Here is a 25,960-nt window from a genome sequence, read left to right as displayed (position 1 = left end):
ACACAGACATTGCCGTGGACAACAACATCTGGTGCGACAAAGGTATGAACGGCAGGCAACTTTGCCGTGCCGACCATGGTCCTAGCCTGCGTACAAACTGCACGACCTTGCGTTTTTCTGGGGGACTACATGCTTCGATCTTTGCGCCTCGCCGCGCTGCTTGGCGGCCTGCTCATGGCTGCGGCCGCTTCGGCGCGGGATATCGATGCCGCGAGCTACGGCTACCCATTGACCAACCCGTTCGAGGCGACCATCGCCACCACCCCGCCTGAGCAACGCCCGACGCTGCCCAGTGACGATGAAATCAACCAGGACGACTACAGCCTCACCCTGCGCCCGGAACGCGAGTTCACCCTGCCGGACAACTTCTGGTCAGTGAAGAAACTGCGCTACCGCCTGGCCAGGCAGGACCACGAGGCGCCGCTGATCTTCCTGATCGCCGGTACCGGCGCGCCCTACTTCAGCTCGATCAACGAATACCTGAAAAAACTGTTCTATCAGGCCGGCTACCACGTGGTGCAGCTGTCCTCGCCGACCAGCTACGACTTCATGAGCGCGGCCTCGCGCTTCGCCACGCCTGGCGTGAGCGCCGAGGATGCCAAGGACCTGTACCGGGTGATGCAGGCGGTGCGCGCTCAGCACCCGCGCCTGCCGGTCAGCGAGTACTACCTGACGGGCTACAGCCTGGGGGCGCTGGATGCAGCCTTCGTCAGCAAGCTGGACGAAACCCGGCGCAGCTTCAACTTCAAGCGCGTGCTGCTGCTCAACCCGCCGGTCAACCTGTACACCTCGATCAGCAACCTGGACAAACTGGTGCAGACCCGGGTCAAGGGCATCGACAAAAGCACCACGTTCTACGAACTGATGCTGGAAAAGCTCACCCGCTACTTCCAGGACAAGGGCTACATCGACCTCAACGAAGCCTTGCTGTACGACTTCCAGCAGTCGCGCCAGCACCTGTCCAACGAACAGATGGCCATGCTGATCGGCACCTCGTTCCGCTTCTCGGCAGCCGACATCGCCTTCACCTCCGACCTGATCAACCGCCGCGGCCTGATCATTCCGCCGAAGTACCCGATCACCGAAACCACCAGCCTCACGCCGTTCTTCAAGCGTGCCCTGCAGTGCGATTTCGACTGTTACCTGACCGAGCAGGTGATCCCCATGTGGCGCGCGCGCACCGACGGCAACAGCCTGCTGCAGCTGATCGACCAGGTCAGCCTGTACGCCCTCGCCGACTACCTGCACGACAGCCCGAAGATCGCCGTGATGCACAACGCCGACGACGTGATCCTCGGCCCCGGCGACATCGGTTTCCTGCGCCGGGTGTTCGGCGAGCGCCTGACCCTGTACCCCCATGGCGGCCACTGCGGCAACCTCAATTACCGCGTCAACAGCGACGCCATGCTGGAGTTCTTCCGTGGTTAACCGATTGCTGCTCGTCACAGCCATACTCGCCAGCAGCTGCGCCCTGGCCGAGGAAGTCGCGCCCCGGGCCAGCGTGGTCGAGGCCGACAAGGCCCCGGCCCTCACCGCAGAACCCGATGGGTTCCTCGATCCGCTGCGCGAACTCAAGTTCAACCCGGGCCTGGACCAGCGCGAGTTCGAGCGCTCGACCCTGGCGGCGTTGAACATCTATGACCCGCTGGAAGCGATGAACCGGCGCATCTATCACTTCAACTACCGCTTCGACCAGTGGGTGTTCCTGCCGGTGGTCGATGGCTACCGCTACATCACCCCAAGCTTCGTGCGCACCGGGGTGAACAACTTCTTCAACAACCTGGGCGATGTGCCGAACCTGTTCAACAGCGTGTTCCAGCTCAAGGCCAAGCGCTCGGCACAAATCACCGCGCGGCTGATGTTCAACACCATCCTCGGTGTCGGCGGGCTGTGGGACCCGGCGACCAGCATGGGGCTGCCGCGCCAGAGCGAGGACTTTGGCCAGACGCTTGGCTTCTATGGCGTCCCGGAAGGGCCGTACATCATGCTGCCGATCCTCGGGCCGTCAAACCTGCGCGACACCACCGGGCTGGTGGTGGATTACGTGGGCGAGCAGGCGGTCAATTACCTGGACGTGCCGGAGTCTGCCGAAGAGCACCCGGAAATCACGCTGATGCGGGCCATCGACAAGCGCAACAGCACCAACTTCAGCTATGGCCAGACCAACTCGCCGTTCGAGTATGAAAAGCTGCGGTACGTGTACACCCAGGCGCGCAAGTTACAGATCGCCGAGTAAGCATCATCGCGGGGCAAGTCGCAGCGGCGCACCGCCGCTCCCACGTTCTGGACTCCTCCCAAAAAGTTGGAAACCAATCCAACTCTTGGGGGCAGTACAGAGGGTGGGAGCAACTGTCTTATGTTGTCAGTGCTGGCCTCATCGCTGGCAAGCCAGCTCCCACAGGTACGATGCTGCCTCGAAGTTAGCGCGATCCATGTGGGAGCGGGCTTGCCCCGCGATGCTTTGTCAGATCCCCAGGAACTGGCACAACTCGCGCTTCTTGGCCAAGGCATCCTTGCGCCCCAGTTCGATCAGCTCGCTGCAATAGCTCGCCTCGAACAGCAGGTAGCTGAGCACCCCCGCCCCGCTGGTTTTGGTCGCCCCCGGCCCGCGCAGGAACAGCCGCAGCGCCGCCGGCAAGTCGCGCCGGTGCCGCGCGGCAATCTCGTCCAGCGGCTGGCTTGGCGCCACCACCAGCACCTCGATCGGTGCCAGCCCCAGGCGCCGTGCATCGAGGTGCGCTGGCAACATATGGCTGAGGTGGTTGAGGCGTTGCAGCAACTCGATGTCGTCTTCGAGGCTGTCGATGAAGGTGCTGTTGAGCATGTGCCCGCCGATCTGCGCCAGGCTCGGCTGCTGGCCGCTGAACACCCGCTGGGTGGGCAACGGCGGCGCCGGGCGCTGTGGGTTGCCACTGACGCCCACCACCAGCACGCGGCTGGCCCCCAGGTGCAGGGCCGGGCTGATCGGCGCCGACTGACGTACCGCACCGTCGCCAAAAAACTCCTCGCCGAGCCGCACCGGGGCGAACAGCAGCGGGATGGCGGAGCTGGCCAACAGATGGTCGATGGTCAGCGGCGTAGGCATGCCGATGCGTCGGTGACGCAGCCAGGGCTCGATGGTGTCGCGGCCCTGATAGAAGGTCACCGCCTGGCCGGACTCATAACCGAAGGCGGTCACGGCGATGGCGCGCAACTGGTTGGCGGCCAGGGAATGGGCAATGCCGTCCAGGTCCAGGTGCTGGTGCAGCAGTTTGCGCAGCGGGCGGCTGTCGAGCAGTGCCACCGGCACCTGGCCGCCCAGGCCCAGCAGGCTGTGGCCGACGAAACGGCTGGCCTGGCGGATCACCCCGGGCCAGTCGCTGCGCAGTACCAGGTGGCTGCGAAAGTTTTGCCAGAAGGCGGTCAGATGCTGCACCGATTCGGCGAAGCGGGTGGCGCCGCTGGCCAGCTTGACCGCGTTGATGGCACCGGCGGAGGTGCCGACGATCACCGGGAACGGGTTGGCCGCGCCAGGCGGCAGCAGTTCGGCGATGCCGGCGAGCACGCCGACCTGGTAGGCGGCGCGGGCGCCGCCGCCGGAGAGGATCAGGCCGGTGGTGGGGGTCATGGTTCCTTCCTGGAGTCGCTATCGCGGGGCAAGCCCGCTCCCACGACAGGCCTGTGGGAGCGGGCTTGCCCCGCGATCTTTCTCATTTTTTCTTCTTGTCGTACAGCCGCGGCTCGCCCTCAGGCCGCGACTTGAACCGCCGGTGCGCCCATAGGTATTGCTCCGGGCACTCGCGCAGCACGCCTTCAACCCACTGGTTGATGCGCAGGCAATCAGCCTCTTCGGTCTCCCCCGGGAAGCCTTCGAGCGGCGGGTGCACCACCAGGCGGTAGCCGCTGCCATCTTCCAGGCGCTTCTGGGTGAAGGGGATCACCCGGGCCTTGCCCAGGCGGGCGAACTTGCTGGTGGCGGTAACGGTGGCGGCCGGGATGCCGAACAGCGGCACGAAGATGCTCTGCTTCATGCCGTAGTCCTGGTCGGGCGCATACCAGATCGCCCGGCCCTTGCGCAGCAGCTTGAGCATGCCGCGCACATCGTCGCGCTCCACCGCCAGCGAATCGAGGTTGTGGCGCTCGCGGCCACGGCGCTGGATGAAGTCGAACACCGGATTGCCGTGCTCGCGGTACATGCCGTCGATGGTGTGGACCTGGCCCAGCAGCGCAGCGCCGATCTCCAGGGTGGTGAAGTGCACGGCCATGAGGATCGCCCCCTCCCCTTCACGCTGGGCAGCCTGCAGGTGTTCGATGCCTTCGATGTGCGCCAGGCGGGCCAGGCGGGCCTGTGGCCACCACCAGCTCATGGCCATTTCGAAGAAGGCGATGCCGGTGGAGGCGAAATTTTCCTTGAGCAGGCGCTGCCGTTCGTCGCTGGAAAGCTCGGGGAAACACAATTCAAGGTTGCGCGCGGCAATGCGGCGGCGTTCGCCGGCCGCCCGGTACATCAGCGCACCGAGAACGCGGCCGAGCCCGAGCAGGGCGCGGTAGGGCAACTGGGCGACCAGCCACAACAGGCCCAGGCCAAGCCACAGGGCCCAGAATCGCGGGTGGAGAAATTGGCGGCGAAAACGCGGGCGTTCCATTGAAGCTTCCGGCAAGACAAGGGCCGAGCATTCTACATCGGTTGCGGGCAATCGGTCTTATCGCTATAAGTCAGGGCACTTTTCTCGCAACAAGCCGTCTATGCAGACCATGAGCCCTAACCAGACACCCGACAACGCCCCCGTGTTCCAGCTCAAGGGCAGCATGCTTGCCATCACCGTGCTGGAACTGGCGCGCAACGACCTCGAATCCCTCGACCGCCAGCTGGCGGCGAAGGTGGCGCAGGCGCCGAACTTCTTCAGCAACACGCCGCTGGTGCTGGCGCTGGACAAGCTGCCCCCCGACGAGGGCGCCATCGACCTGCCTGGGCTGATGCGCGTCTGCCGCCATCATGGCCTGCGCACCCTGGCGATCCGCGCTAACCGCATCGAGGACATCGCCGCGGCGATCGCCATCGACCTGCCGGTGCTGCCGCCTTCCGGAGCCCGCGAGCGCCCGCTGGAGCCGGAGCCGGAGGTGAAAGCGCCGGAACCTGCACCGCCACCGCCACCGGCGCCAGCCGAACCCGAAGTGCGCCCGACGCGCATCATCACCACGACGGTGCGCGGCGGCCAGCAGATCTACGCCCAGGGCGGCGACCTGGTGGTCACCGGCTCCGTCAGCCCGGGCGCGGAACTTCTTGCCGATGGCAACATCCATGTGTACGGCGCCATGCGCGGCCGGGCCCTGGCGGGGATCAAGGGCAATACCAAGGCGCGCATCTTCTGCCAGCAGATGACCGCAGAAATGGTCTCCATCGCCGGCCAGTACAAAGTTTGCGAAGACCTGCGCCGCGACCCGCTGTGGGGCTCGGGCGTGCAGGTCAGCCTGTCCGGTGACGTGTTGAACATCACCCGTCTTTAACGGATACTTGCCGGCATTTTTAGCGCAACTTTTTACCGTTGCCGTTTTTTTGTATTTGCAGGGACGCCTGTCCCGATTATTTAGGGGTGAAACACCTTGGCCAAGATTCTCGTGGTTACTTCCGGCAAGGGGGGTGTGGGCAAGACCACCACCAGCGCCGCTATCGGTACCGGCCTCGCACTGCGTGGGCACAAGACTGTCATCGTCGACTTCGACGTCGGCCTGCGTAACCTCGACCTGATCATGGGCTGCGAACGCCGCGTGGTGTACGACTTCGTCAACGTGGTCAACGGCGAAGCCAACCTGCAACAGGCCCTGATCAAGGACAAGCGCCTCGAGAACCTGTACGTGCTGGCCGCCAGCCAGACCCGCGACAAGGACGCGCTGACCAAGGAAGGCGTGGAAAAGGTGCTGATGGAGCTCAAGGAGCAGTTCGAGTTCGTCGTCTGCGACTCGCCGGCCGGTATCGAAAAAGGTGCGCACCTGGCGATGTACTTCGCCGACGAAGCCATCGTCGTGACCAACCCGGAAGTTTCCTCGGTACGTGACTCCGACCGCATGATCGGCCTGCTGTCGAGCAAGTCGCGCCGCGCGGAACAAGGTGACGACCCGATCAAGGAACACCTGTTGATCACCCGCTACCACCCAGAGCGTGTCGAGAAGGGCGAAATGCTGGGCGTCGAAGACGTCAAGGAAATCCTCTCGGTCGAACTGCTGGGTGTGATTCCCGAATCCCAGGCCGTGCTCAAGGCGTCCAACCAGGGCATCCCGGTCATCCTCGATGACCAGAGCGATGCCGGCCAGGCGTACAGTGACACCGTCGACCGCCTGCTGGGCAAGCCCAAGCCACTGCGGTTCATCGAAGTGCCGAAGCAAGGATTCTTCGCACGCCTGTTTGGAGGCAAGTAAACCATGAACCTTTTTGACTTCTTTCGTGGCAGACAGAAACAGAGCAGCGCGTCGGTAGCGAAAGAGCGTCTACAGATCATCGTGGCGCACGAGCGTGGCCAGCGCAGCACCCCGGACTACCTGCCTGCCCTGCAGAAGGAGCTGGTCGAGGTGATTCGCAAGTACGTCAACATCGGCAATGACGACGTGCAGATCGAACTGGAAAACCAGGGCAGCTGCTCGATTCTGGAACTGAACATCACCCTGCCTGATCGCTGAGTCTTCAGCAGCCCCAGGTATACCTTGTGGGAGCGGGCTTGCCCCGCGATGGCCATCTGACGCTATCGCGGGGCAAGCCCGCTCCCACAATGCTTTGCAGAGAACGCCCGAACATGCCGCTGTCGAACATCCAGATCCTTCACGAAGACGCCGCCATCCTGGTGATCAACAAGCCGACCCTGCTGCTGTCGGTGCCGGGCCGTGCCGATGACAACAAGGACTGCCTGATCACCCGCCTGCAGGAAAACGGCTACCCCGACGCGCTGATCGTCCACCGCCTGGACTGGGAGACCTCGGGGATCATCCTGCTGGCTCGTGACGCCGACAGCCACCGCGAACTGTCGCGCCAGTTCCACGACCGCGAGACGGAAAAGGCCTACACCGCGCTGTGCTGGGGCCAACCGCAACTGGACAGCGGCAGCATCGACCTGCCGCTGCGCTACGACCCGCCGACCAAGCCGCGCCACGTGGTCGACCATGAGCAAGGCAAGCACGCCCTGACCTTCTGGCGCATCGTCGAACGCTGCGGCGATCATTGCCGGGTCGAGCTGACACCGATCACCGGGCGCTCGCACCAGTTGCGCGTGCACATGCTGTCGATCGGCCATCCGCTGCTGGGGGACCGCCTGTACGCCAACCCGCAAGCGCTGGCCGCCCATGAACGGCTGTGCCTGCATGCCTCGATGCTGAGCTTTACCCACCCGGTATCCGGGCAGCGGTTGAAGTTCGAGTGCCCGGCGCCTTTTTAAGCTGCAAGCTTCAAGCTAGAAGCTGCAAGCTAAAGCCAAGGCAGGTCGCGTGCACGCTTGCGCTGCTGACCGCCTTTGCTTGAAGCTTGCAGCTTGCGGCTTGAAGCTCGAATTGGAGTGACTTATGCGCGATGCCCTGAACGCCGGCCTGATTGAATTCCTCAAGGCCTCCCCGACGCCCTTCCATGCCACCGCAAGCCTCGTGCAGCGCCTCGAAGCCGCCGGCTTCCAGCACCTGGACGAACGCGACAGCTGGGCCACGGTGCCTGGCGGGCGCTACTACCTGACCCGCAACGACTCCTCGATCATCGCCATCAAGCTCGGCAAGCACTCGCCATTGATGAGCGGCATCCGCATGGTCGGCGCCCATACTGACAGCCCGTGCCTGCGGGTCAAGCCGCAACCCGAACTGCAGCGCCAGGGCTTCTTGCAGCTGGGCGTCGAAGTCTATGGCGGCGCCCTGCTCGCCCCGTGGTTCGACCGCGACCTGTCGCTGGCCGGGCGAGTCACCTTCCGCCGTGACGGCAAGGTCGAAAGCCAACTGATCGACTTCAAGCTGCCGATCGCGGTGATCCCCAACCTGGCGATCCACCTCAACCGCACCGCCAACGAAGGCTGGACGATCAACCCGCAGACCGAACTGCCGCCGATCCTGGCCCAGGTGGCAGGCGACGAGCGCATCGACTTCCGCGCCCTGCTCACCGAGCAACTGGCCCGCGAGCACGACCTCAACGCCGACGTGGTGCTCGATTACGAGCTGAGCTTCTACGACACCCAGGACGCGGCACTGATCGGCCTGAACGGCGACTTCATCGCCGGCGCCCGCCTGGACAACCTGCTGTCGTGCTATGCCGGCCTGCAGGCGCTGCTCGGCGCCGACAGCGACGAAACCTGCCTGCTGGTGTGCAACGACCACGAAGAAGTCGGCTCCTGCTCGGCCTGCGGCGCCGACGGCCCGATGCTCGAACAGACCCTGCAGCGCCTGTTGCCCGAAGGTGACGCCTATGTGCGTACCGTGCAGCGCTCGCTGATGATCTCGGCCGACAACGCCCACGGCGTGCACCCCAACTACGCCGACAAGCACGACGGTAACCACGGGCCCAAGCTCAACGCAGGCCCGGTGATCAAGGTCAACAACAACCAGCGCTACGCCACCAACAGCGAAACCGCCGGGTTCTTCCGCCACCTGTGCATGGCCGAGGAAGTGCCGGTGCAGAGCTTCGTGGTCCGCAGCGACATGGGCTGTGGCTCGACCATCGGCCCGATCACCGCCGGCAACCTGGGCGTGCGCACGGTCGACATAGGCTTGCCGACCTTTGCCATGCACTCGATCCGCGAGCTGTGCGGCAGCCATGACCTGGCGCACCTGGTGAAGGTGCTGACGGCCTTCTACCGCAGCCGCGAACTGCCCTGAGGCCGCGTCACATCCATCGCCGGCAAGCCGGCTCCCACAGGGTTGCGCTGTAGCTGTGGGAGCTGGCTTGCCAGCGATGAGGCCGGCATTGGCAACCCCCTGCCCCCGGTCAATCCACCTCGCTGGCAAAGCGCTATGCTTGATACATGGCCCATCAAGCACAAGGATTGCCGCACCATGTCCCCGTTCCTGTCGCTGTTCATCCCGGTATTCGGGTTTCTCATGCTGCTGACCATCGGCTTCAGCCTGCGCGAGCGCAATATCGGCGTGCTGATGATGTGGATCGGCACCTTGGGCATCTTCGGCCTGACCTGCTGGAAGATCCTGGAGAAACTGCCCACATAAACCTCTACACTCGGTCAATCGTTTGACCTGAGGTAGATTTCCCGGTGCCTGCCCTCCTGCGTTGCCTGTTCCTGCTGTTTCTCCTGTTCGTCACCCCGGTGCAGGCCGCCGGCCTGCCGAGCCTGCTTGGCTCCAGCACGCCTGCCCAGCCCGAGGCCACGGAGCCGCTGGGCAAGTCGCTGGACGAGGTGATCAAGAACCTGGAGAACGACCAGCAGCGCGCCAAGCTGTTGGCCGACCTGAAAAAGCTGCGCGACGCCAGCAAACAATCGCAACCCACCGTCGAACAAGGCGTGCTCGGCCTGATCGGCGGCGCCCTGCATGACTTCGAAAAGCAGTTCAGCGGTGACGCCAGCCCGTTCAACCGCTGGGCGCAGGAAATCAGCCAGGCCCAGGATGAACTCACCGCACTGATGGTGCCGGTGCACCAATGGCCGGCCATTCTCTTCGGTTTCGCGGCGGTCATCGCCGTATGGAGCCTGCTGGCCTACGCCTTCAACTGGATCGGCCACCGGGTGCGGGTGCGCTTCGGCCTTACCGAGGAGCTGCCGCAGCACCCACGCACCTGGGACCTGGTACGGTTTGCCCTGCGCAAGCTCGGGCCGTGGCTGGTGGCGCTGGTGTTCACCGTCTACCTGAGCTTCGCCCTGCCACCGTCGTTGGGTAAATCCATGGCCATGGTGCTGGCGTATGCGCTGGTGGTCGGCACGCTGTTTTCGGCAATCTGCGTGATCGCCTTCTCGCTGCTCGACGGCCCGCACCGCCACCGCGCCCTGCACATCCTGCGCCACCAGGCGTTTCGCCCGCTGTGGCTGATCGGCAGTTTCGCCGCGTTCGGCGAGGCGATGAGCGACCCACGCCTGACTACCGCCCTGGGCAGCCATCTGGCCCATGGCCTGGCCACCCTGGCCAACGTCTTCGCCGCGCTGTGCACCGGGCTGTTCATCCTGCGCTTCCGACGCCCGATCGCCCACCTGATCCGCAACCAGCCGCTGAGCCGGCGCCTGACCCGACGCACCCTCAGCGACACCATCGAGATCCTCGGCAGTTTCTGGTTCATCCCGGCGCTGCTGCTGGTGGCGGTCTCGCTGTTCGCCACCTTCGTGTCCGCCGGCGACACCAGCACCGCCCTGCGGCAATCGCTGATGTGCACGGTGCTGGTGGTGGTGTGCATGGTGCTCAACGGCCTGGTGCGTCGCCACGCCGCCAACCCCAAGCGCGCCAACAAACGCCAGGCGGTGTACACCGAACGGTTGCGCAACTTCGGTTATGCCCTGGTGCACCTGTTCATCTGGCTGGCCTTCATCGAGTTGGGGTTGCGCGTGTGGGGCCTGTCGATGATCGACTTCGCCGAAGGCGACGGCCACGAGATCAGCTTGCGCCTGCTGGGCCTGGCAGGCACCCTGATCGTCGCCTGGCTGGTGTGGATCCTGGCCGACACCGCCGTGCACCACTCCCTGGTGCGCTCGCGCCGGGGCCAGGCCAACGCCCGCGCACAGACCATGATGCCGCTGATCCGCAACGTGATGTTCGTGGCGATCTTCATCATCGCGGTGATCGTCGCCCTGGCCAACATGGGCATGAACGTCACGCCGCTGCTGGCCGGTGCCGGGGTCATTGGCCTGGCCATCGGTTTCGGCGCCCAGTCGCTGGTCGCCGACCTGATCACCGGGCTGTTCATCATCATCGAGGACTCGCTGGCCATCGATGACTATGTGGATGTCGGCGGCCACCTCGGTACCGTGGAAGGCCTGACCATCCGCACCGTGCGCCTGCGCGACATCGACGGCATCGTGCATACCATCCCGTTCAGCGAGATCAAGAGCATCAAGAACTACTCGCGCGAGTTCGGCTACGCCATCTTCCGTGTGGCGATCCCCCACAACATGAACATCGACCAGGCCATCACATTGGTCCGCGAGGTTGGCCAGAAGCTGCGCAGCGACCCGTTGATGCGCCGCAACATCTGGTCACCGCTGGAGCTGCAGGGGGTGGAGAGTTTCGAGTCGGGTTCGGCGATCTTGCGGGCGCGGTTCAAGACTGCGCCGATCAAGCAGTGGGAGGTGTCGCGGGCGTTCAACCTGGCGCTGAAGCGCCAGTTGGACGAAGCCGGTCTGGACCTGGCGACGCCGCGGTTGTCGGTGCAGGTGGTGACGGCGGGGGGTGGTGGAATGACCGAAGGGAATGCCTCCAGCTAGAGGCCATCGCGGGGCAAGTCGCATCGGCGCACCGCCGCTCCCACGCTATGCATGACATGGCGTGGGAGCGCGCTTGCCCCGCGATGTTCACTTTATCCCGCCTCGGCACGGATGCGGATCGCATCATGCCGCCAATACTCCAGATCGCAATCGATCAGATGCCCGCGCTGGTCGCTGTTGACCCGGGTGATATGCAGCCCTGGGCTGCCCGCTGACACTTTCAGCGCACTGGCGGCCTCCACCGGCAAGGCGGTCGGCAGGATCTCGAAACACACCTGGCCGTACTGAATGCCGTATTCCCGGCCATAAATCTCAGTCAGCGACTGCGCCAGGTCCTGTTCGAGAATCCCAGGGAAGTAGCTCGGGTTGAGGTAATGCTCGGCATACAGCACCGCCCGCCCGTCGATCCGCCGTAAACGACAGATCCGCACCACGCTGGACAACGCCGGCAGGCGCAGGCGCGCGCAGATAGCCGCCGGGGCCGGCTGCAGCCGCGCCGACAACAGCTCGGTGCTGGGCAGCCGCCCCTGGTCCCGCACCATCGCATGGAAGTGGCTACGCTCGATCAGGTCGTAGGTCAGCCGCTCGGGTGCAACGAACCAGCCACGCCGCTCCTCGCGGTAGATCAGGCCCTGGGCCTCCAGCTGCACCAGTGCCTCGCGCAGGGTGATGCGCGTGGTGTCGAACACCTCGCTGAGCTTGCGTTCGGCCGGCAGCTTGCCGCCCGGCGCCAGCAGGCCGTGTTCGATCTGCTCCTGCAGGGCATGGCAGATGGCTGTTACCGCTCGCGGTGGCGTCGCTTGCATCAAAGGTTACCTATCTGGACTAGTCCAGCCCCAGAACAGGGCATATGGAGCGTAGTGCAAGCCTAGTCACGGCTGATGAACATCCTGTGACAAAGGCTTTTAGCGGGGCTTGCCAGAACCGGGCCAGCCCGCGTGAATCAAGGCTTTCGATCTGGTCTACGCTGTATTGCCAGGGCTTGCGGCGCACTACTCAGGCCCGCCCCTTACATCAAACTGTCACGCAACCGGCCTACCTTGGCTCAAGGTTTGCTGACCTAGACCAACGGTTGGCAGGCACCGCTTCATCACATAACAACGATTGCAAGGCACCCACCCAAGGAGCTTCGGATGAAAAAGTTGTTCATGGCGTCACTGCTCGGTTCGGCCATCGCGTTCTGCACCACGGCCATGGCCGAAGACCTCAAGGCCCTGGAAGATGCCGCCCGCAAGGAAGGCACGGTCAACAGCGTGGGCATGCCCGATGCCTGGGCCAACTGGAAAGGCACCTGGGAAGACCTGGCGAGCAAATACGGCCTCAAGCACAGCGACACCGACATGAGCTCGGCCCAGGAAGTGGCCAAGTTCGACGCCGAGAAGGACAACGCCAGCGCCGACATTGGCGACGTGGGTGCCGCCTTCGGCCCGATCGCAGTGACCAAGGGCGTGACCCAGCCCTACAAGCCAAGCACCTGGGAGCAGGTTCCGTCCTGGGCCAAGGACCAGGACGGGCACTGGGCGCTGGCCTATACCGGCACCATCGCCTTCATCATCAACAAGGACCTGGTCAAGGAAGGCGAGCGCCCCACCAGCTGGCACGACCTGGAAAAGGGCAAGTACAAGGTCGCCATCGGTGACGTCGGCACCGCCGCCCAGGCCGCCAACGGCGTGCTGGCCGCCGCCATCGCCTACAAAGGCGACGAGAAGAACATCGAGCCGGGCCTGCAGCTGTTCACCAAGCTGGCCCAGCAGAAGCGCCTGTCGCTGGCCAACCCGACGATCCAGACCATCGAGAAGGGCGAGATCGAAGTCGGCGTGGTGTGGGACTTCAACGGCCTGAGCTACCGCGAGCAGATCGACCCCAAGCGCTTCGAAGTGCTGATCCCGTCCGATGGCACGGTGATTTCCGGCTACACCACCATCATCAACAAGTACGCCAAGCACCCGAACGCGGCCAAGCTGACGCGTGAGTACATCTTCAGCGATGCCGGGCAGATCAACCTGGCCAAGGGCCACGCCCGGCCGATCCGTGCCGAGCACCTGAAGCTGCCGGCAGACGTACAGGCCAAGCTGCTGCCCAACGAGCAGTACAAGGCCGCCCAGCCGATCAAGGACGCCGCGGCCTGGGAAGCCACCTCCAAGGCCCTGCCGCAGAAGTGGCAGGAGCAGGTGATCATCGAGATGGAATAAGGCAGCTACAAGATTCAAGCTGCAAGCTGCAAGTAAAAGCAGGCTATCGACATGCCCGCGTCTTCTTGCAGCTTGCCGCTTGCCCGCTTGTAGCTCCGAAGGGAGCGAACATGCAACACAACGTCATCCTGGTACTGCTCGACGGCCTCAACCATCAGGTGGCCCACCATGCCATGGGCCACCTGCACGCTTACGTCGAGGCCGACCGCGCCGCGCTGTACCGCGTGGAATGTGAGCTGCCGTCGCTGTCGCGACCGCTCTACGAATGCATCCTCACCGGCGTGCCGCCGATCGACAGCGGCATCGTGCACAACAACGTCAACCGCCTGTCCAACCAGCGCAGCGTGTTCCACTACGCCCGTGAGGCTGGGCTGGGCACCGCAGCGGCGGCCTACCACTGGATGAGCGAGCTGTACAACCGCTCGCCGTTCGACCCGCTGCGCGACCGCCACACCCACGCGCCCAAGCTGCCGATCCAGCATGGCCTGTTCTACTACGCCGACCACTACCCCGATTCGCACCTGCTGGCCGACGCCGAATACCTGCGCCGACGCCATGCACCGAACTTCCTGCTGGTGCACCCGATGAACATCGACGACGCCGGCCACCGCCATGGCCTGGACAGCAGCCAGTACCGCAACGCCGCGCGCAGCGCCGACATTCTGCTGGCCGACTACCTGCCGCGCTGGCTGGAAGAGGGCTACCAAGTGCTGGTCACCGCCGACCACGGCATGAACAACGACCGCTCGCACAATGGCCTGCTGGCCGAGGAGCGCGAGGTGCCGCTGTTCGTCTTTGGTGACGGTTTCAGCCTGGACCCTGCGGCCAAACCGCTGCAGACCGAGCTGTGCGGCACCATCTGCGAGCTGCTCGGTGCTGCACACGACAAAACCGTCTGCCGGGAGCTGCTCAAGTGAATGCAAGCCCCCGTGGCCGCTACCTGGCCCTGCTCTGCCTGCTGCCGTTCGCCGTGTTCTTCATCATCTTCCAGATTGCCCCGCTGGCCTGGGTGGCGATCAACAGCCTGCAAAGCGAAAGCGGCTGGGGCCTGGCCAACTTCAGCAAGGTGTTCGCCTCGAAGTTCTACCTGCAGGCGCTGCAACGCAGCCTGGAGATCAGCTTCTGGTCGAGCCTGTTCGGCATTGTCATCGCCACCCTGGGCGCCTACTCACTGCGCCGGGTCGATTCGAAACTGCGCGACTTCGTCAGCGCCTTCGCCAACATGACCAGCAACTTTTCCGGGGTGCCGCTGGCGTTCGCCTTCATCATCCTGCTGGGTTTCAACGGCGCACTGACCTTGCTGCTCAAGCAGATGGGCCTGCTCGGTGACTTCAGCATCTACTCCAAGACCGGGCTGATCCTGGTGTACACCTACTTCCAGATCCCGCTGGGGGTGCTGCTGCTCTACCCGGCCTTCGACGCCCTGCGCGAAGACTGGCGCGAATCCGCGGCGTTACTGGGGGCCAACCACTGGCAGTTCTGGCGGCATATCGGCCTGCCGGTGCTCACCCCTGCCCTGCTCGGCACCTTCGTCATCCTGCTGGCCAACGCCCTGGGCGCCTACGCCACGGTCTACGCCCTGACCACCGGCAACTTCAACGTGCTGCCGATCCGCATCGCCGGCCTGGTAGCCGGCGACATCAGCCTCGACCCGAACCTGGCCAGCGCCCTGGCCATGGTGCTGGTGGGGCTGATGACCCTGGTCACGGTGGTCCATCAATGGCTGCTCAAGAGGAGCTACCATGCGCGCTGAAAAAACCGCCGCCGGGCTTTACCACAAGCTGGTGGTCTACCTGCTGTTCCTGATCCTGCTGCTGCCGCTGGCCGGCACCCTGCTCTACTCCCTGGCTACCAGCTGGTCGGCAACCCTGCTGCCCAGCGGCCTGACCTTCAAGTGGTACATCGCGCTGTGGAGCGAGCCGCGCTTTCTCGCCGCCTTCGGCCAGTCGCTGCTGGTGTGCGTGGGTGCGCTGCTGCTGTCGGTGGTGCTGATCCTGCCGCTGTTGTTCGTGGTGCACTACCACTTCCCCCGGCTCGACGCGCTGATGAACGTGCTGATCCTGCTGCCGTTCGCGGTGCCGCCGGTGGTGTCGGCGGTGGGCTTGCTGCAGCTGTACGGCAGCGGGCCGATGGCCATGGTCGGTACGCCGTGGATCCTGATCGGCTGCTACTTCACCGTCGCCCTGCCGTTCATGTACCGGGCCATCACCAACAACCTGCAGGCGATCAACCTGCGCGACCTGATGGACGCCGCCCAACTGCTGGGGGCCAGCACCTGGCAGGCCGCGTTCCTGGTGGTGCTGCCCAACCTGCGCAAGGGCCTGATGGTGGCGTTGCTGCTGTCGTTTTCGTTCCTGTTCGGCGAGTTCGTGTTCGCCAACCTGCTGGTGGGCACCCGCTACGAGACCCTGCAGGTGTACCTGAACAACATGCGCAACAGCAGCGGCCACTTCAACAGCGCGCTGGTGATTTCCTATTTCGCCTTCGTGCTGGTCCTGACCTGGGTCGCCAACCGTTTGAACAAGGACAAGACCTGACATGAGCTTCGTCAGCGTACAGAAACTGCAAAAGAGCTACGCCGGCAGCCCGGTGTTCGAAAACATCGACTGCCAGATCGAGCGCGGCGAGTTCGTCACCCTGCTCGGCCCCTCGGGCTGCGGCAAGTCCACCCTGCTGCGTTGCATCGCCGGGCTGACGCCGGTGGACAGCGGCCATATCCTGCTCGACGGCCACGACATCGTGCCGCTCAGCCCGCAGAAGCGCGGGATCGGCATGGTGTTCCAGAGCTACGCGCTGTTCCCCAACATGACCGTGGAGCAGAACGTCGCCTTTGGCCTGCGCATGCAGAAGGTCAAGGCCGAAGAAAGCCAGGCACGGGTGCGCGAAGTGCTCGACCTGGTCGAGCTGGGCAGCTTTGCCGGGCGCTACCCGCACCAGTTGTCCGGCGGCCAGTGCCAGCGCGTGGCGCTGGCCCGCTCGCTGGTCACCCGCCCGCGCCTGCTGCTGCTCGACGAGCCGCTGTCGGCGCTGGATGCGCGCATTCGCAAGCACCTGCGCGAGCAGATCCGCGCGATCCAGCGCGAGCTGGGGTTGACCACCATCTTCGTCACCCACGACCAGGAGGAGGCGCTGACCATGTCGGACCGCATCGTCCTGATGAACCAGGGGCGCATCGTCCAGAGCGGCGATGCCGAAACCCTCTACACCGCCCCCGTCGACCTGTTCGCCGCAGGCTTCATCGGCAACTACAACCTGCTCGATGCCGACAGTGCCAGCCGCCTGCTGCAGCGCCCGGTGGCCAGCCGCCTGGCGATCCGCCCGGAGTCCATCACCCTGGGCGTGAACGGCGAGCTGGACGGCGAGGTACGCAGCCACAGCCTGCTCGGCAATGTCATCCGCTACCGCGTGCAGGTGCGCGGCGTGGAGCTGGTGGTGGACGTGCTCAACCGCTCGGCAGCCGACCTGCACGCCGACGGGCAGCGTGTATCCTTGTCGATCGACCCCACGGCGCTACGGGAAGTGGCCTAAGGAGATTCAACCCATGGCATTGGCAATTTTCGATCTGGACGAAACCCTGATCCACGGCGACTGCGCGTCGCTGTGGAGCGAACAGATGGCCCGGCTGGGCTGGGTCGACGGCAAGGCGTTCCTCAAGCGCGACCATGAACTGATGGAGGCCTACGGCAAGGGCCACCTGGCCATGGAAGACTACATGGCCTTCAGCCTGGAACCGATCGCCGGGCGCACCCTGGAAGAGGTGGAGCATCTGGTCGAGCCTTGGGTCGAGGACGTGATCGAGCCGATCATCTATGGCGATGCCTGCCGTTGCATCGCCGAGCACCGCAAACGTGGCGACCGCATCCTGATCATTTCCGCGAGCGGTACGCACCTGGTGGGGCCGATCGCAGCTCGGCTGGGGGTGGACGAGTACCTGGCCATCGAGCTGGAGGCGGTCAACGGCGTCTTTACCGGCAAGACCCACGGCGTGCTGACCTACCGCGAGGGCAAGATCACCCGCTTGCTGGAGTGGCTGGATCAGGAGCAGGAGAACCTGGAGGGGGCGAGTTTCTATTCCGATTCGCGCAACGATTTGCCGTTGTTGTTGAAGGTGGATCATCCGCATGTGGTGAACCCGGATGCGGTGTTGCGTGAGCATGCGCTGGTCAATGGCTGGCCGGTGTTGAGCTGGACCTGACGTTAGGACCTGTTCTGGCCCATTCGCGGGTAAACCCGCGAAGAGGCCGAACCTGGTTACACCAGGCTCGAATCGATCACCAGCACCAGCTTGCCCGACACCTGGTTGCTCTCGAGCTCGGCATAGGCCGCCTCGGCAAACTCCACCGGATAGGTATCGACCAGTTGCGGCGACAACCGCCCCTCAGCGAACAGCGGCCACACCTGCTGCCCCAGCTCGCGCAGCAGCTCAGCCTTGAACCCGTCATCGCGGTTACGCAGCGTCGACCCGGTAACCTGCAAGCGCTTGCCCAGCACCAGCGCCAGGTCCAGCTCGACCTTACGCCCACCCATCAGGCCGATGATCACCCAGCGCCCGTCGCGGGCCAGCAACTTGAGGTTGAGCGGCCCGTAGCTGGCACCCACCGGGTCGAGGATCACATCGAACGGCCCGAGCTGCTCCAGCGCGTCGAGGTTGGCGTTGCGCACCACACCGCCCGCCGCCCCCAGGTCCTGGCAGTAGGCCAGGCGCTCGTCAGAGCCGACGCTGACCCATACCGGGTTGCCGAAGGCCTTGCACAGCTGGATCGCCGCCGAACCTACGCCGCTGGCGCCAGCGTGCACCAGCACCTTCTCGCCAGCCTTGAGGCCACCAAGCTGGAAGATGTTCAGCCAGGCCGTGGCGTACACCTCGGGGATCGCCGCCGCTTGGTGCAGGCTCAGGCCCTCGGGTACCGGCAGCACGTGGCGGGCATCGACCACCACTTCTTCGGCCATGCCGCCACCGGCCAGCAGGGCGCAGACCCGGTCACCGACGCGCCAGTCGGCGCCGGCGCCGACCTCTTCGATGATGCCCGCGCACTCCAGGCCCATATAAGGGCTGGCACCCGGCGGCGGTGGATAAAGGCCGGCCTTTTGCAGCAGGTCGGCGCGGTTCAGCCCCGCAGCGGCCACTCGAATGCGCACCTGCCCTGCGTCACAGGCCGGGCGTTCGGCCTCGACCCAGGCCACATGTCCGTCAACGCCTTGCAATGCCTTCACAGTGCCTCCATAGTTGAATCATATGACTGAGCCTGGGATCACCGTCCCAGGCTTTTTGCAGTATTTTCCCGGTTTCATGGAACCGGCGAACGGAAAAGACGGCCTACTATGCGTGATCAATTGCCTACACGTCGAATCAGCATGAAGCATTTCCTCCCCAGCACCGCCCTCGCCCTTGTCATCGGGCTTGGCAGCCTCACGCTCGGTGGCAATGCGGCCGCCGCCAACAAGTGGGACAGCCTGCAGCCGGACCGTGACGAAATCGTCGCCAGCCTCAACGTGGTCGAGCTGCTCAAGCGCCACCACTACAGCAAGCCGCCGCTGGACGACGCCCGTTCGGTCATCATCTATGACAGCTACATCAAGCTGCTGGACCCTGCGCGCAGCTACTTCACCGCGGCCGACATCGCCGAGTTCGACAAGTGGAAGACGCAGTTCGACGATTTCCTGAAAAGCGGCAACCTCGACCCCGGCTTCACCATCTACAAGCGCTACCTGGACCGTGTGAAGCAGCGCCTGGACTTCGCCCTGGCCGAGCTGAACAAGGGCGTCGACAAGATCGACTTCACGGTGAAAGAAGACCTGCTGGTCGACCGCAAGGACGCCCCGTGGATGAAGAACTCGGCCGAGCTCGACGACCTGTGGCGCAAACGCGTGAAGGATGAGGTGCTGCGCCAGAAGATCGCCGGCAAGGACTTCAAGCAGATCCAGGAAACCCTGACCAAGCGCTACAAGAACCAGCTGGCGCGCCTGGACCAGACCCGTGCCGAAGACATCTTCCAGGCCTACATCAACACCTTCGCCCAGTCGTACGATCCGCACACCAACTACCTGTCGCCAGACAACGCCGAGAACTTCGACATCAACATGAGCCTGTCGCTCGAAGGTATCGGCGCGGTGCTGCAGAGCGACAACGACCAAGTCAAGATCGTGCGCCTGGTGCCGGCAGGCCCTGCGGCGAAAACCAAGCAGGTGGCCCCGGCCGACAAGATCATCGGCGTGGCGCAAGGCAACAAGGAAATGGTCGACGTGGTCGGCTGGCGCCTGGACGAAGTGGTCAAGCTGATCCGTGGCCCGAAAGGCTCGGTGGTACGCCTGGAAGTCATCCCGGCGAGCAATGCGCCGAACGATCAGACCAGCAAGATCGTCTCGATCACCCGTGAAGCGGTCAAGCTCGAAGAGCAGGCGGCGAAGAAGTCGGTGCTCAAGCTCAAGCAGGACGGCCGCGACTACAAGCTGGGGATCATCGAGATCCCGGCCTTCTACCTCGACTTCAAGGCCTATCGCGCCGGTGACCCGGACTACAAGAGCACCACCCGCGACGTCAAGAAGCTGCTCACCGAGCTGCAGAAAGAGAAAGTCGACGGTGTGGTCATCGACCTGCGCAACAACGGCGGTGGCTCGCTGCAGGAAGCGACCGAGCTGACCAGCCTGTTCATCGAAAAAGGCCCGACCGTGCTGGTGCGCAACAGCGACGGCCGCGTGGATGTGCTCGAAGACGAAAACCCCGGTGCCTTCTACAAAGGCCCGCTGGCGCTGCTGGTCAACCGCCTCTCGGCCTCGGCCTCGGAGATCTTCGCCGGCGCCATGCAGGACTATCACCGCGCACTGATCATCGGTGGCCAGACCTTCGGCAAGGGCACCGTGCAGACCATCCAGCCGCTCAACCATGGCGAGCTCAAGCTGACGCTGGCCAAGTTCTACCGGGTTTCCGGGCAGAGCACCCAGCACCAGGGCGTGCTGCCGGACATCGCCTACCCGTCGATCATCGACACCAAGGAGATCGGCGAAAGCGCCCTGCCCGAAGCCATGCCGTGGGACACCATCCGCCCGGTGATCAAGCCGGTGGCCGACCCGTTCAAGCCGTACCTGGCCCAGCTCAAGGCACAGCATGAAGCGCGTAGCGTCAAGGATGCCGAGTTTGCCTACATCCGTGACCGCCTGGCCCTGACCCAGAAGCTGATGGACGAGAAGACCGTCAGCCTCAACGAACAGGACCGCCGCGCGCGCCACGACCAGATCGAGGCCAAGCAGCTGGCGCTGGAAAACATCCGCCGCAAGGCCAAGGGCGAAGAACCGCTCAAAGAGCTGAAGAAAGAGGACGAGGACGCGCTGCCGGCCGAGCCGGACGACACTAAGCCGGAAGACGACGCCTACCTGTCGGAGACCGGGCGCATCCTGCTCGACTACCTGAGCTTGAGCACTTCGGTGGCCAAGCACTGAGGTGATGGCAATATAATGTGAGCCGTCATCAAACAGTCATCTGGCTGTCGTGAAATAGAAGGGCCGAGCGTGAAAACGCCCGGCCTTTTTCTATTCAGGAAGCAGTCCATGACCGTCACCGAACAGCTCAGCGCACTGAGCGCCATCCTGGCTCAACGTAGCGTGCACAGCCTGTTCCAGCCCATCGTCTGTCTTTCCGAACGGCGCATTCTCGGCTATGAAGCCTTGAGTCGCGGCCCCTCCAACAGCCCGCTGCATTCGCCACTGAACCTGTTCGCCATCGCCCGCCAGGCCGGGCGCCTCAGCGAACTGGAAGTGCTGTGCCGCGAAACCGCCTGCCGGCGTTTTGCCGAGCAGAACCTTGAGGGCAAGCTGTTCCTCAACGTCTCCCCCGAGTCCTTGCTTGAACCGCACTACCCGTCCGGGCGCACCCTGAAGATGCTCGAACAGGTCGGCCTGTCGCCCAGCCGGGTGGTCATCGAACTCACCGAGCAGACGCCCACCGAAGATTTCCAGCTGCTGTTCAACGCCCTGCACCATTACCGCGACATGGGTTTCTCGATTGCCCTGGATGACCTGGGCGCCGGCTATTCAAGCCTGCGCCTATGGTCGGAGCTGCGCCCGGACTACGTGAAGATCGACCGCCATTTCATCGACGGCATCCACCAGGACCCGCTCAAGCGCGAATTCGTCGGCTCGATCCTGCAAATCGCTCGCGCCTCACGCGCCCAGGTGATCGCCGAAGGCATCGAACTGGCAGAAGAGCTGACCGTATTGGCTGAAATGGGCGTCGAGCTGCTGCAGGGCTATCTGCTTGGCCGCCCCCAGGAGACCGCTGCGCGTGAATGCTCGTTCCTGCCGCCCCTGGCGCCGGGCAACCCTGGGGCGTTGAACGAAGACAGCGCCGACCTTGGCGCCCTGCTCATCCAGCAGCCGGCGGTGCCCCTGGAAACCGCCACCCAGCAAGTGTTGGAAGCCTTCCGCGGCCAAGCCAACCTCAATTCCCTCGCCGTGCTGGACCGACAGGGCAAGCCCTGTGGCATCGTCCACCGCCATTCGTTGCCCGAAGCCCTGCTCAAGCCTTTGGGCTGCAACCTGTTGGCAGCCACGCCGGTCAGCCAACTGATGAGCAGGGACTTTGTGGTGGTCGAACGTGGACAATCGCTGCAGCAGGTCAGCCGCCTGCTTACCGGTCGGGCGCAGCAGCGCATCGAGGAGGCGTTCATCATTACCCAGGGCGGCCGTTACCTGGGGCTGGGGCGGGTGATCGACGTGCTCAAGCTGATCACCGAACAACAGAGCGAGCGGGCCCGCGATCAACGCGCCTGTTGCTAGATGGGCCAGCGCATGTGAAAGCGACTGTTTTGTACTGACTGCATTGCGCCCCTCAGATACAACGCTTGGCGTCAAAGCGGCGCGCCGCCTGCTTCGCGGGTAAACCCGCTCCCACAGAAGTTACGCAGCCCTTGTGGGAGCTGGCTTGCCAGCGATGGGGCCGGCACTGCCGACCCGGTTCACGCCTCTTCCGGATACCGGTACTCGAATACCCGCACCACTTCCGAGGCATGCCACGACGCAGCCTCCATGCCATCCACCGGCCCGTTGAACCTGCCCAGCCGCTCTACGCACTCGAAAAAACCGGTACGCGGCAGGCGGCTGGCGCCCTGGCTGATCACCAGCGAGCTGCGCAACGGCTGCTCGGCACGGGCATCGAGCAGCGCCAGGTATTCCAGGGCAGCGGTCAGTGTCTGCATGGCCGGGCTGGGTAGCTGGAGGCGTTCGAGCAATGCACGGTAAGTGAGCAGGTGGCGTTGTCGGCGGGCCAGGTCGAGCTCGGTCAGCAGACTCTCCCAGTGCTGACGGCTGATCCTGACCTGGCTCATGACGGCTCGCTCCAGCCACCAATACCCAGGTGCCAGGCCAGGCTGCGCAGGATCGCTGCGTCAGGGCGGCGCTCGCCAGCCTCGATCATCGCCAGGTAAGCCGGGCTGATGCCCACCGTGCGCGCCAGTTGCTCAGGGGGCAGGCCCTTGGCCTGACGCAACGACGCCAGCTCGTCCAGGGAGCGCAGGCTCGCGTTCTGCGTTGTGCTTTCGACAGTGTCGCTGTTGCCTGGCGCCGCGGCAGGTGCCTGGCCCGCAGCGGCCAGCAGCGCCTGATACTGCTCCCAGGGAACCACTGCGTACTCGGGCTGACCGTCCCGGCTGATGACCTGAATACCCATACAACCCCCTTGACGTTGGATCACGGCATGTAATCCCTAGGCATAACGCTTATGCCAATTATATTACCAACCTCGGGGGTCTGTGCGCTCGCTGCTTATTCAGCGGTTGGGGCGCTCCAGGCGCAGCGCCTCGGGCGTGTCCGGCAAGCGCTCGACCACCCGCAGTTTCTCCGGCGCCTGGCTGTCGCGCCAGGCCCTGAAGCGGCTCAGCTCATCGGCCACGGTCTTGAGTACCCAGCCGAGCACGGCGATATCGTCAAGCAAGCCCACACCCAGCAACCAGTCGGGGATCGCATCCAGGGGGCTGACGAAATACAGCAGCCCGGCGACGATGGTCACCAGCGCCTTGGGGCTAACGGCGCGGTACTCGCCGCGCCACCAGGCCAGGCACAGGGCCTGCATCAGCCGCACATCCTCGCGCAGCTGGCCAAGCTTGGGCCCCTTGCGCGCGACCGCGAACAACAGTGCCGGCAAACGGCCACGGCTGAGCAGGCGCTCGGCAAGCGGCAGAAAACGGGCGAAATTCCAGGGAGCGCTCATGCAACCTCCAGAGCAACGGACAGTTATCCACATTTATTGTGGATAACCTTGTGAACAGGACCGCCTTTGCGCCGCTCGGTGCCCGCCGGGCAAGGGCCGGGCACGGATCGGGCGTTTTTTACACAGTCGTTTCAATCGCGCAAACGTTTTGCGACAACCCGCCGCAGGATCACCTGTGGCATTGCTTGCGACAGTGAAGGACGCCAGCGGTTCGCGTCAACCACCGGCAAAAACGACGACGCCCCGTCGAAACGGGGCGTCGTTGTACAGCAAAGGTTACGCTTACTCAGCCTGGGCTGGTTCGGCGTCCTGCTTGCTCGGGTCTTTGATGCCCAGCAGTTCCAGGTCGAAGACCAGGACCGAGTTGGCCGGGATCAGCGGGCTCGGGCTCTGGGCGCCGTAGGCCAGCTCAGCCGGGATGTACAGCTTGTACTTCTCGCCGACATGCATCAGTTGCAGGCCTTCGACCCAACCCGGGATCACGCCGCTGACCGGCAGGTCGATTGGAGCGCCGCGCTCGACGGAGCTGTCGAACACCTTGCCATCGATCAGCTTGCCTTCGTAGTGAACGGTCACTACATCAGTCGGTTTTGGCTGCGGGCCATCGGCCTTCTTCACCACTTCGTACTGCAGGCCCGAAGCCGTGGTGACCACGCCGGCCTTCTTGGCGTTTTCTTCCAGGAACTTCTTGCCGGTGGCGGCAGCTTCTTCGCTGGCCTTGGCCAGACGTTCTTCGGCGCGCTTCTGCAGGGCGGAGAAGGCCTCGACCAGCTCTTCGTCCTTCAGGCGCTGTTCTTTCTTGCCAACCGCGTCCTCGATACCTTGGGCGACAGCTTTCGAATCCAGGTCGTCCATGCCTTCCTGAGCCAGGCTCTTGCCCATGTTCAGGCCGATACCGTAGGAAGCTTTCTGTGCCGGAGTCTTCAGTTCGACGCTGCTGGTCTGGGCGTCGCAGCCCGCCAGCACCAGACCTACCAGGGCAACCGCAGCCGCCAGACGAGTTTGTTTCATGCTGATTCCTTGTTCATGCGCCAGAGGGGCAAATCAGGGTAAAGCCGCGAGCTTATCAGGCGGCCACGACCAATGGCTACCGGCATAGGAGCCAGGAAAGCCCGATAAGTTCCGGTATTGAAACTGCTGATGTCACGGCACAGGGCCGTGCAGTGCGAATTGCGTCGAAGGTGAAGTGCCAGATCGCCATCACGCCCCTCGATCCAGTGCCTTGCAAAGGGCCCCGAGGCCCCGTGCAATGGCCCCTTCAGGGGTACAGGCCGTCCCGGTACTGCCCGGCCACCTCACGCAGTACTTCACACACCCACTGCGCGGGCAGGCTCGCCGGCAAGGCGGCGTTGCGGCAGATGCCCACCGAGCCGCCGGGCTCGCGCACGCCCAGGTCCAGCTCGGCCAGTTCGTTACGGCGCAGGTCGAGCAGCACCGCGTCGCGCGGCGCCACCCACAGCGCATCGCTGCCCAGCAGGTAACGACGGCTCAAGGCCAGCGACAAGGTTTCCAGGCGTTGTGCCGGCAGCGGAATACCGCACTGCACGAACAGGCTGTCGGCGTGCTGGCGAATGGTGGTGCCCTGGGGCGGCAGCACCAGCGGGTAAGCCCCCACCTGCGCCCGCTCCACCGGCGTACTGGCCAGCAGCGGGTGGCCCGGGCGCACCACCAGGGCCATCGATTCGCTGTACAGGTGCTCGAACGACAGGCCCTGGATCTGCGGGCTGTCGGTCATGCGCCCGACCACCAGCTCCAACTCGCCAAGGCGCAATTGCCCGAGCAATTGCGCGCTGACCCCGGTGACCACGCTGATCACCAGTGCTTCATGGCGCTGGTGCAGGCGGCACAGCACCTCGGGCATCAGCAGGCCCTCGACCGTCGACAGCACGCCGATACGCACCTGCGAGGGCGTCCTGGCATCGCCACGCACACTGCCCACGCCATCGCGCAGGGCCTGCACGCTGGGCCCGGCGTAACGCATGAAACGGGTGCCGGCGGGGGTCAGGGTGACGCCCAGGTGGGTGCGCTCGAACAGCCGCGCCTCGAGCAGGTCTTCCAGTTCCTTGAGGGTCTTGGAGATGGCCGGCTGGCTGATGGCAAGCACATCGGCGGCACGGGCCAGGCTGCCCTGCCGGGCAATCTCCAGGAAGCACAGCAGGTGGCGGAACTTGATGCGGGTGTCGAGGTTCATGCGAGGCAGTGTATCT

The 25,960-nt window shown here is 64.4% G+C and carries 25 protein-coding genes and 1 pseudogene; 17 read left to right on the top strand and 9 right to left on the bottom strand.

Translation table 11 applies throughout. The features are described from left to right. Positions 1-129: 129 nt before the first annotated feature. Together EJA05_RS07145 and EJA05_RS07140 are read left to right on the top strand one after the other, a co-directional pair. The gene (locus EJA05_RS07145; RefSeq protein WP_125857773.1) at positions 130-1,428 is read left to right on the top strand and encodes an alpha/beta fold hydrolase family protein; all 1,299 of its coding nucleotides are present in this window, start codon (positions 130-132) and stop codon (positions 1,426-1,428) included. After that, on the top strand, positions 1,421-2,236 hold the full coding sequence (locus EJA05_RS07140) for an MlaA family lipoprotein (protein WP_190306036.1): 816 nt from the start codon (positions 1,421-1,423) through the stop codon (positions 2,234-2,236). The genes EJA05_RS07145 and EJA05_RS07140 overlap by 8 nt, the downstream gene beginning before the upstream one ends. 228 nt (positions 2,237-2,464) lie before the next feature. Here EJA05_RS07140 and EJA05_RS07135 read toward each other — a convergent pair whose 3' ends face one another. Continuing rightward, the gene (locus EJA05_RS07135) at positions 2,465-3,607 is read right to left on the bottom strand and encodes a patatin-like phospholipase family protein (protein ID WP_125857771.1); all 1,143 of its coding nucleotides are present in this window, start codon (positions 3,605-3,607) and stop codon (positions 2,465-2,467) included. 82 nt (positions 3,608-3,689) lie between these two features. Beyond that, positions 3,690-4,625 (bottom strand): lipid A biosynthesis lauroyl acyltransferase, encoded by a 936-nt coding sequence (locus tag EJA05_RS07130; protein WP_125857770.1) that lies wholly within the window; start codon positions 4,623-4,625, stop codon positions 3,690-3,692. 100 nt (positions 4,626-4,725) lie between these two features. Here EJA05_RS07130 and minC point away from each other — a divergent pair, with 100 nt between their 5' ends. From minC to EJA05_RS07100, 7 genes are all read left to right on the top strand, one after another. Further along, positions 4,726-5,487, top strand: coding sequence for a septum site-determining protein MinC (gene minC / locus EJA05_RS07125; RefSeq protein ID WP_125463048.1), 762 nt, complete (start codon positions 4,726-4,728; stop codon positions 5,485-5,487). Between the two features lie 96 nt (positions 5,488-5,583). After that, the gene (minD, locus tag EJA05_RS07120; protein WP_110996258.1) at positions 5,584-6,396 is read left to right on the top strand and encodes a septum site-determining protein MinD; all 813 of its coding nucleotides are present in this window, start codon (positions 5,584-5,586) and stop codon (positions 6,394-6,396) included. A gap of 3 nt (positions 6,397-6,399) precedes the next feature. After that, positions 6,400-6,654, top strand: coding sequence for a cell division topological specificity factor MinE (minE, locus tag EJA05_RS07115; RefSeq protein WP_023631120.1), 255 nt, complete (start codon positions 6,400-6,402; stop codon positions 6,652-6,654). A gap of 113 nt (positions 6,655-6,767) precedes the next feature. After that, positions 6,768-7,403 carry an RluA family pseudouridine synthase gene (locus EJA05_RS07110; protein WP_110996259.1) on the top strand — a complete coding sequence of 212 codons (636 nt, stop codon included), beginning with the start codon at positions 6,768-6,770 and terminating at the stop codon, positions 7,401-7,403. Positions 7,404-7,527: 124 nt separating this feature from the next. Further along, positions 7,528-8,817: a M18 family aminopeptidase gene (locus EJA05_RS07105; RefSeq protein ID WP_125857769.1), complete on the top strand. Its 1,290-nt coding sequence runs from the start codon at positions 7,528-7,530 to the stop codon at positions 8,815-8,817. Between the two features lie 177 nt (positions 8,818-8,994). After that, positions 8,995-9,162 carry a hypothetical protein gene (locus EJA05_RS28155; protein WP_167409870.1) on the top strand — a complete coding sequence of 56 codons (168 nt, stop codon included), beginning with the start codon at positions 8,995-8,997 and terminating at the stop codon, positions 9,160-9,162. A 44-nt stretch (positions 9,163-9,206) separates the two neighbouring features. Beyond that, the gene (locus EJA05_RS07100) at positions 9,207-11,360 is read left to right on the top strand and encodes a mechanosensitive ion channel family protein (protein WP_125857768.1); all 2,154 of its coding nucleotides are present in this window, start codon (positions 9,207-9,209) and stop codon (positions 11,358-11,360) included. Between the two features lie 92 nt (positions 11,361-11,452). Here the strand turns inward: EJA05_RS07100 and EJA05_RS07095 are convergent, their stop codons facing one another. Beyond that, positions 11,453-12,166 carry a UTRA domain-containing protein gene (locus tag EJA05_RS07095; RefSeq protein ID WP_125857767.1) on the bottom strand — a complete coding sequence of 238 codons (714 nt, stop codon included), beginning with the start codon at positions 12,164-12,166 and terminating at the stop codon, positions 11,453-11,455. A 327-nt stretch (positions 12,167-12,493) separates the two neighbouring features. Between EJA05_RS07095 and EJA05_RS07090 the strand changes: the two genes are divergently transcribed. From EJA05_RS07090 to EJA05_RS07065, 6 genes are all read left to right on the top strand, one after another. Then, positions 12,494-13,552, top strand: coding sequence for an ABC transporter substrate-binding protein (locus tag EJA05_RS07090; RefSeq protein ID WP_125857766.1), 1,059 nt, complete (start codon positions 12,494-12,496; stop codon positions 13,550-13,552). Positions 13,553-13,662: 110 nt separating this feature from the next. Beyond that, on the top strand, positions 13,663-14,469 hold the full coding sequence (locus EJA05_RS07085; protein ID WP_110996264.1) for an alkaline phosphatase family protein: 807 nt from the start codon (positions 13,663-13,665) through the stop codon (positions 14,467-14,469). Beyond that, a complete protein-coding gene (locus EJA05_RS07080; RefSeq protein ID WP_125857765.1) occupies positions 14,466-15,305 on the top strand; it encodes an ABC transporter permease in 840 nt (279 codons plus the stop codon). Before EJA05_RS07085 ends, EJA05_RS07080 begins: the two co-directional genes overlap by 4 nt. Further along, entirely contained in the window at positions 15,295-16,089 is a 795-nt protein-coding gene (locus tag EJA05_RS07075; protein ID WP_125857764.1) for an ABC transporter permease, read from the top strand. Before EJA05_RS07080 ends, EJA05_RS07075 begins: the two co-directional genes overlap by 11 nt. 1 nt (position 16,090) lies before the next feature. Next, positions 16,091-17,080, top strand: a complete 990-nt coding sequence (locus tag EJA05_RS07070; protein WP_110996267.1) for an ABC transporter ATP-binding protein — start codon at positions 16,091-16,093, stop codon at positions 17,078-17,080. Between the two features lie 13 nt (positions 17,081-17,093). Then, on the top strand, positions 17,094-17,747 hold the full coding sequence (locus EJA05_RS07065; RefSeq protein ID WP_125857763.1) for an HAD family hydrolase: 654 nt from the start codon (positions 17,094-17,096) through the stop codon (positions 17,745-17,747). A 56-nt stretch (positions 17,748-17,803) separates the two neighbouring features. Here EJA05_RS07065 and EJA05_RS07060 read toward each other — a convergent pair whose 3' ends face one another. Beyond that, positions 17,804-18,766, bottom strand: coding sequence for an NAD(P)H-quinone oxidoreductase (locus EJA05_RS07060; RefSeq protein WP_125857762.1), 963 nt, complete (start codon positions 18,764-18,766; stop codon positions 17,804-17,806). Positions 18,767-18,907: 141 nt separating this feature from the next. On the opposite strand from EJA05_RS07060, the gene EJA05_RS07055 reads away from it, so the two are divergent. After that, a complete protein-coding gene (locus tag EJA05_RS07055) occupies positions 18,908-20,989 on the top strand; it encodes a carboxy terminal-processing peptidase (protein WP_167409811.1) in 2,082 nt (693 codons plus the stop codon). A 108-nt stretch (positions 20,990-21,097) separates the two neighbouring features. Next, positions 21,098-22,303: pseudogene (locus EJA05_RS07050) on the top strand (EAL domain-containing protein); the annotation flags it as partial. A gap of 200 nt (positions 22,304-22,503) precedes the next feature. Here EJA05_RS07050 and EJA05_RS07045 read toward each other — a convergent pair. The 5 genes from EJA05_RS07045 to pcaQ form a co-directional block, all read right to left on the bottom strand. After that, on the bottom strand, positions 22,504-22,872 hold the full coding sequence (locus EJA05_RS07045) for a hypothetical protein (protein ID WP_110993079.1): 369 nt from the start codon (positions 22,870-22,872) through the stop codon (positions 22,504-22,506). Next, complete coding sequence (locus EJA05_RS07040; protein ID WP_125857761.1) at positions 22,869-23,213, bottom strand: helix-turn-helix domain-containing protein; 345 nt, start codon at positions 23,211-23,213, stop codon at positions 22,869-22,871. Before EJA05_RS07040 ends, EJA05_RS07045 begins: the two co-directional genes overlap by 4 nt. A 99-nt stretch (positions 23,214-23,312) precedes the next feature. Next, on the bottom strand, positions 23,313-23,753 hold the full coding sequence (locus EJA05_RS07035) for a YkvA family protein (RefSeq protein WP_110993077.1): 441 nt from the start codon (positions 23,751-23,753) through the stop codon (positions 23,313-23,315). Between the two features lie 282 nt (positions 23,754-24,035). Continuing rightward, positions 24,036-24,764 carry an FKBP-type peptidyl-prolyl cis-trans isomerase gene (locus tag EJA05_RS07030; RefSeq protein WP_125463028.1) on the bottom strand — a complete coding sequence of 243 codons (729 nt, stop codon included), beginning with the start codon at positions 24,762-24,764 and terminating at the stop codon, positions 24,036-24,038. A gap of 247 nt (positions 24,765-25,011) precedes the next feature. Continuing rightward, entirely contained in the window at positions 25,012-25,944 is a 933-nt protein-coding gene (gene pcaQ / locus EJA05_RS07025; RefSeq protein WP_125463027.1) for a pca operon transcription factor PcaQ, read from the bottom strand. Between the last annotated feature and the right edge of the window lie 16 nt (positions 25,945-25,960).

It is taken from the genome of Pseudomonas oryziphila, assembly GCF_003940825.1.
GTDB lineage: Bacteria > Pseudomonadota > Gammaproteobacteria > Pseudomonadales > Pseudomonadaceae > Aquipseudomonas > Aquipseudomonas sichuanensis.
Note: the sequence above shows the minus strand (reverse complement) of the source record. Positions and strands in the feature narration are given on the sequence as shown.

Bases quoted from the DNA above. Each gene is read 5' to 3' on its own strand.
- EJA05_RS07075 (WP_125857764.1), top strand. From the start codon at position 15,295: ATGCGCGCTGAAAAAACCGCCGCCGGGCTTTACCACAAGCTGGTGGTC.
- EJA05_RS07055 (WP_167409811.1), top strand. From the start codon at position 18,908: ATGAAGCATTTCCTCCCCAGCACCGCCCTCGCCCTTGTCATCGGGCTT.
- pcaQ (WP_125463027.1), bottom strand. From the start codon at position 25,944: ATGAACCTCGACACCCGCATCAAGTTCCGCCACCTGCTGTGCTTCCTG.
- EJA05_RS07105 (WP_125857769.1), top strand. From the start codon at position 7,528: ATGCGCGATGCCCTGAACGCCGGCCTGATTGAATTCCTCAAGGCCTCC.
- EJA05_RS07130 (WP_125857770.1), bottom strand. From the start codon at position 4,625: ATGGAACGCCCGCGTTTTCGCCGCCAATTTCTCCACCCGCGATTCTGG.
- EJA05_RS07095 (WP_125857767.1), bottom strand. From the start codon at position 12,166: ATGCAAGCGACGCCACCGCGAGCGGTAACAGCCATCTGCCATGCCCTG.
- EJA05_RS07090 (WP_125857766.1), top strand. From the start codon at position 12,494: ATGAAAAAGTTGTTCATGGCGTCACTGCTCGGTTCGGCCATCGCGTTC.
- EJA05_RS07040 (WP_125857761.1), bottom strand. From the start codon at position 23,213: ATGGGTATTCAGGTCATCAGCCGGGACGGTCAGCCCGAGTACGCAGTG.
- EJA05_RS07035 (WP_110993077.1), bottom strand. From the start codon at position 23,753: ATGAGCGCTCCCTGGAATTTCGCCCGTTTTCTGCCGCTTGCCGAGCGC.
- minE (WP_023631120.1), top strand. From the start codon at position 6,400: ATGAACCTTTTTGACTTCTTTCGTGGCAGACAGAAACAGAGCAGCGCG.
- EJA05_RS07070 (WP_110996267.1), top strand. From the start codon at position 16,091: ATGAGCTTCGTCAGCGTACAGAAACTGCAAAAGAGCTACGCCGGCAGC.
- EJA05_RS07030 (WP_125463028.1), bottom strand. From the start codon at position 24,764: ATGAAACAAACTCGTCTGGCGGCTGCGGTTGCCCTGGTAGGTCTGGTG.
- minC (WP_125463048.1), top strand. From the start codon at position 4,726: ATGCAGACCATGAGCCCTAACCAGACACCCGACAACGCCCCCGTGTTC.
- EJA05_RS07065 (WP_125857763.1), top strand. From the start codon at position 17,094: ATGGCATTGGCAATTTTCGATCTGGACGAAACCCTGATCCACGGCGAC.
- EJA05_RS07045 (WP_110993079.1), bottom strand. From the start codon at position 22,872: ATGAGCCAGGTCAGGATCAGCCGTCAGCACTGGGAGAGTCTGCTGACC.
- EJA05_RS07110 (WP_110996259.1), top strand. From the start codon at position 6,768: ATGCCGCTGTCGAACATCCAGATCCTTCACGAAGACGCCGCCATCCTG.
- EJA05_RS07135 (WP_125857771.1), bottom strand. From the start codon at position 3,607: ATGACCCCCACCACCGGCCTGATCCTCTCCGGCGGCGGCGCCCGCGCC.
- EJA05_RS07145 (WP_125857773.1), top strand. From the start codon at position 130: ATGCTTCGATCTTTGCGCCTCGCCGCGCTGCTTGGCGGCCTGCTCATG.
- EJA05_RS07085 (WP_110996264.1), top strand. From the start codon at position 13,663: ATGCAACACAACGTCATCCTGGTACTGCTCGACGGCCTCAACCATCAG.
- EJA05_RS28155 (WP_167409870.1), top strand. From the start codon at position 8,995: ATGTCCCCGTTCCTGTCGCTGTTCATCCCGGTATTCGGGTTTCTCATG.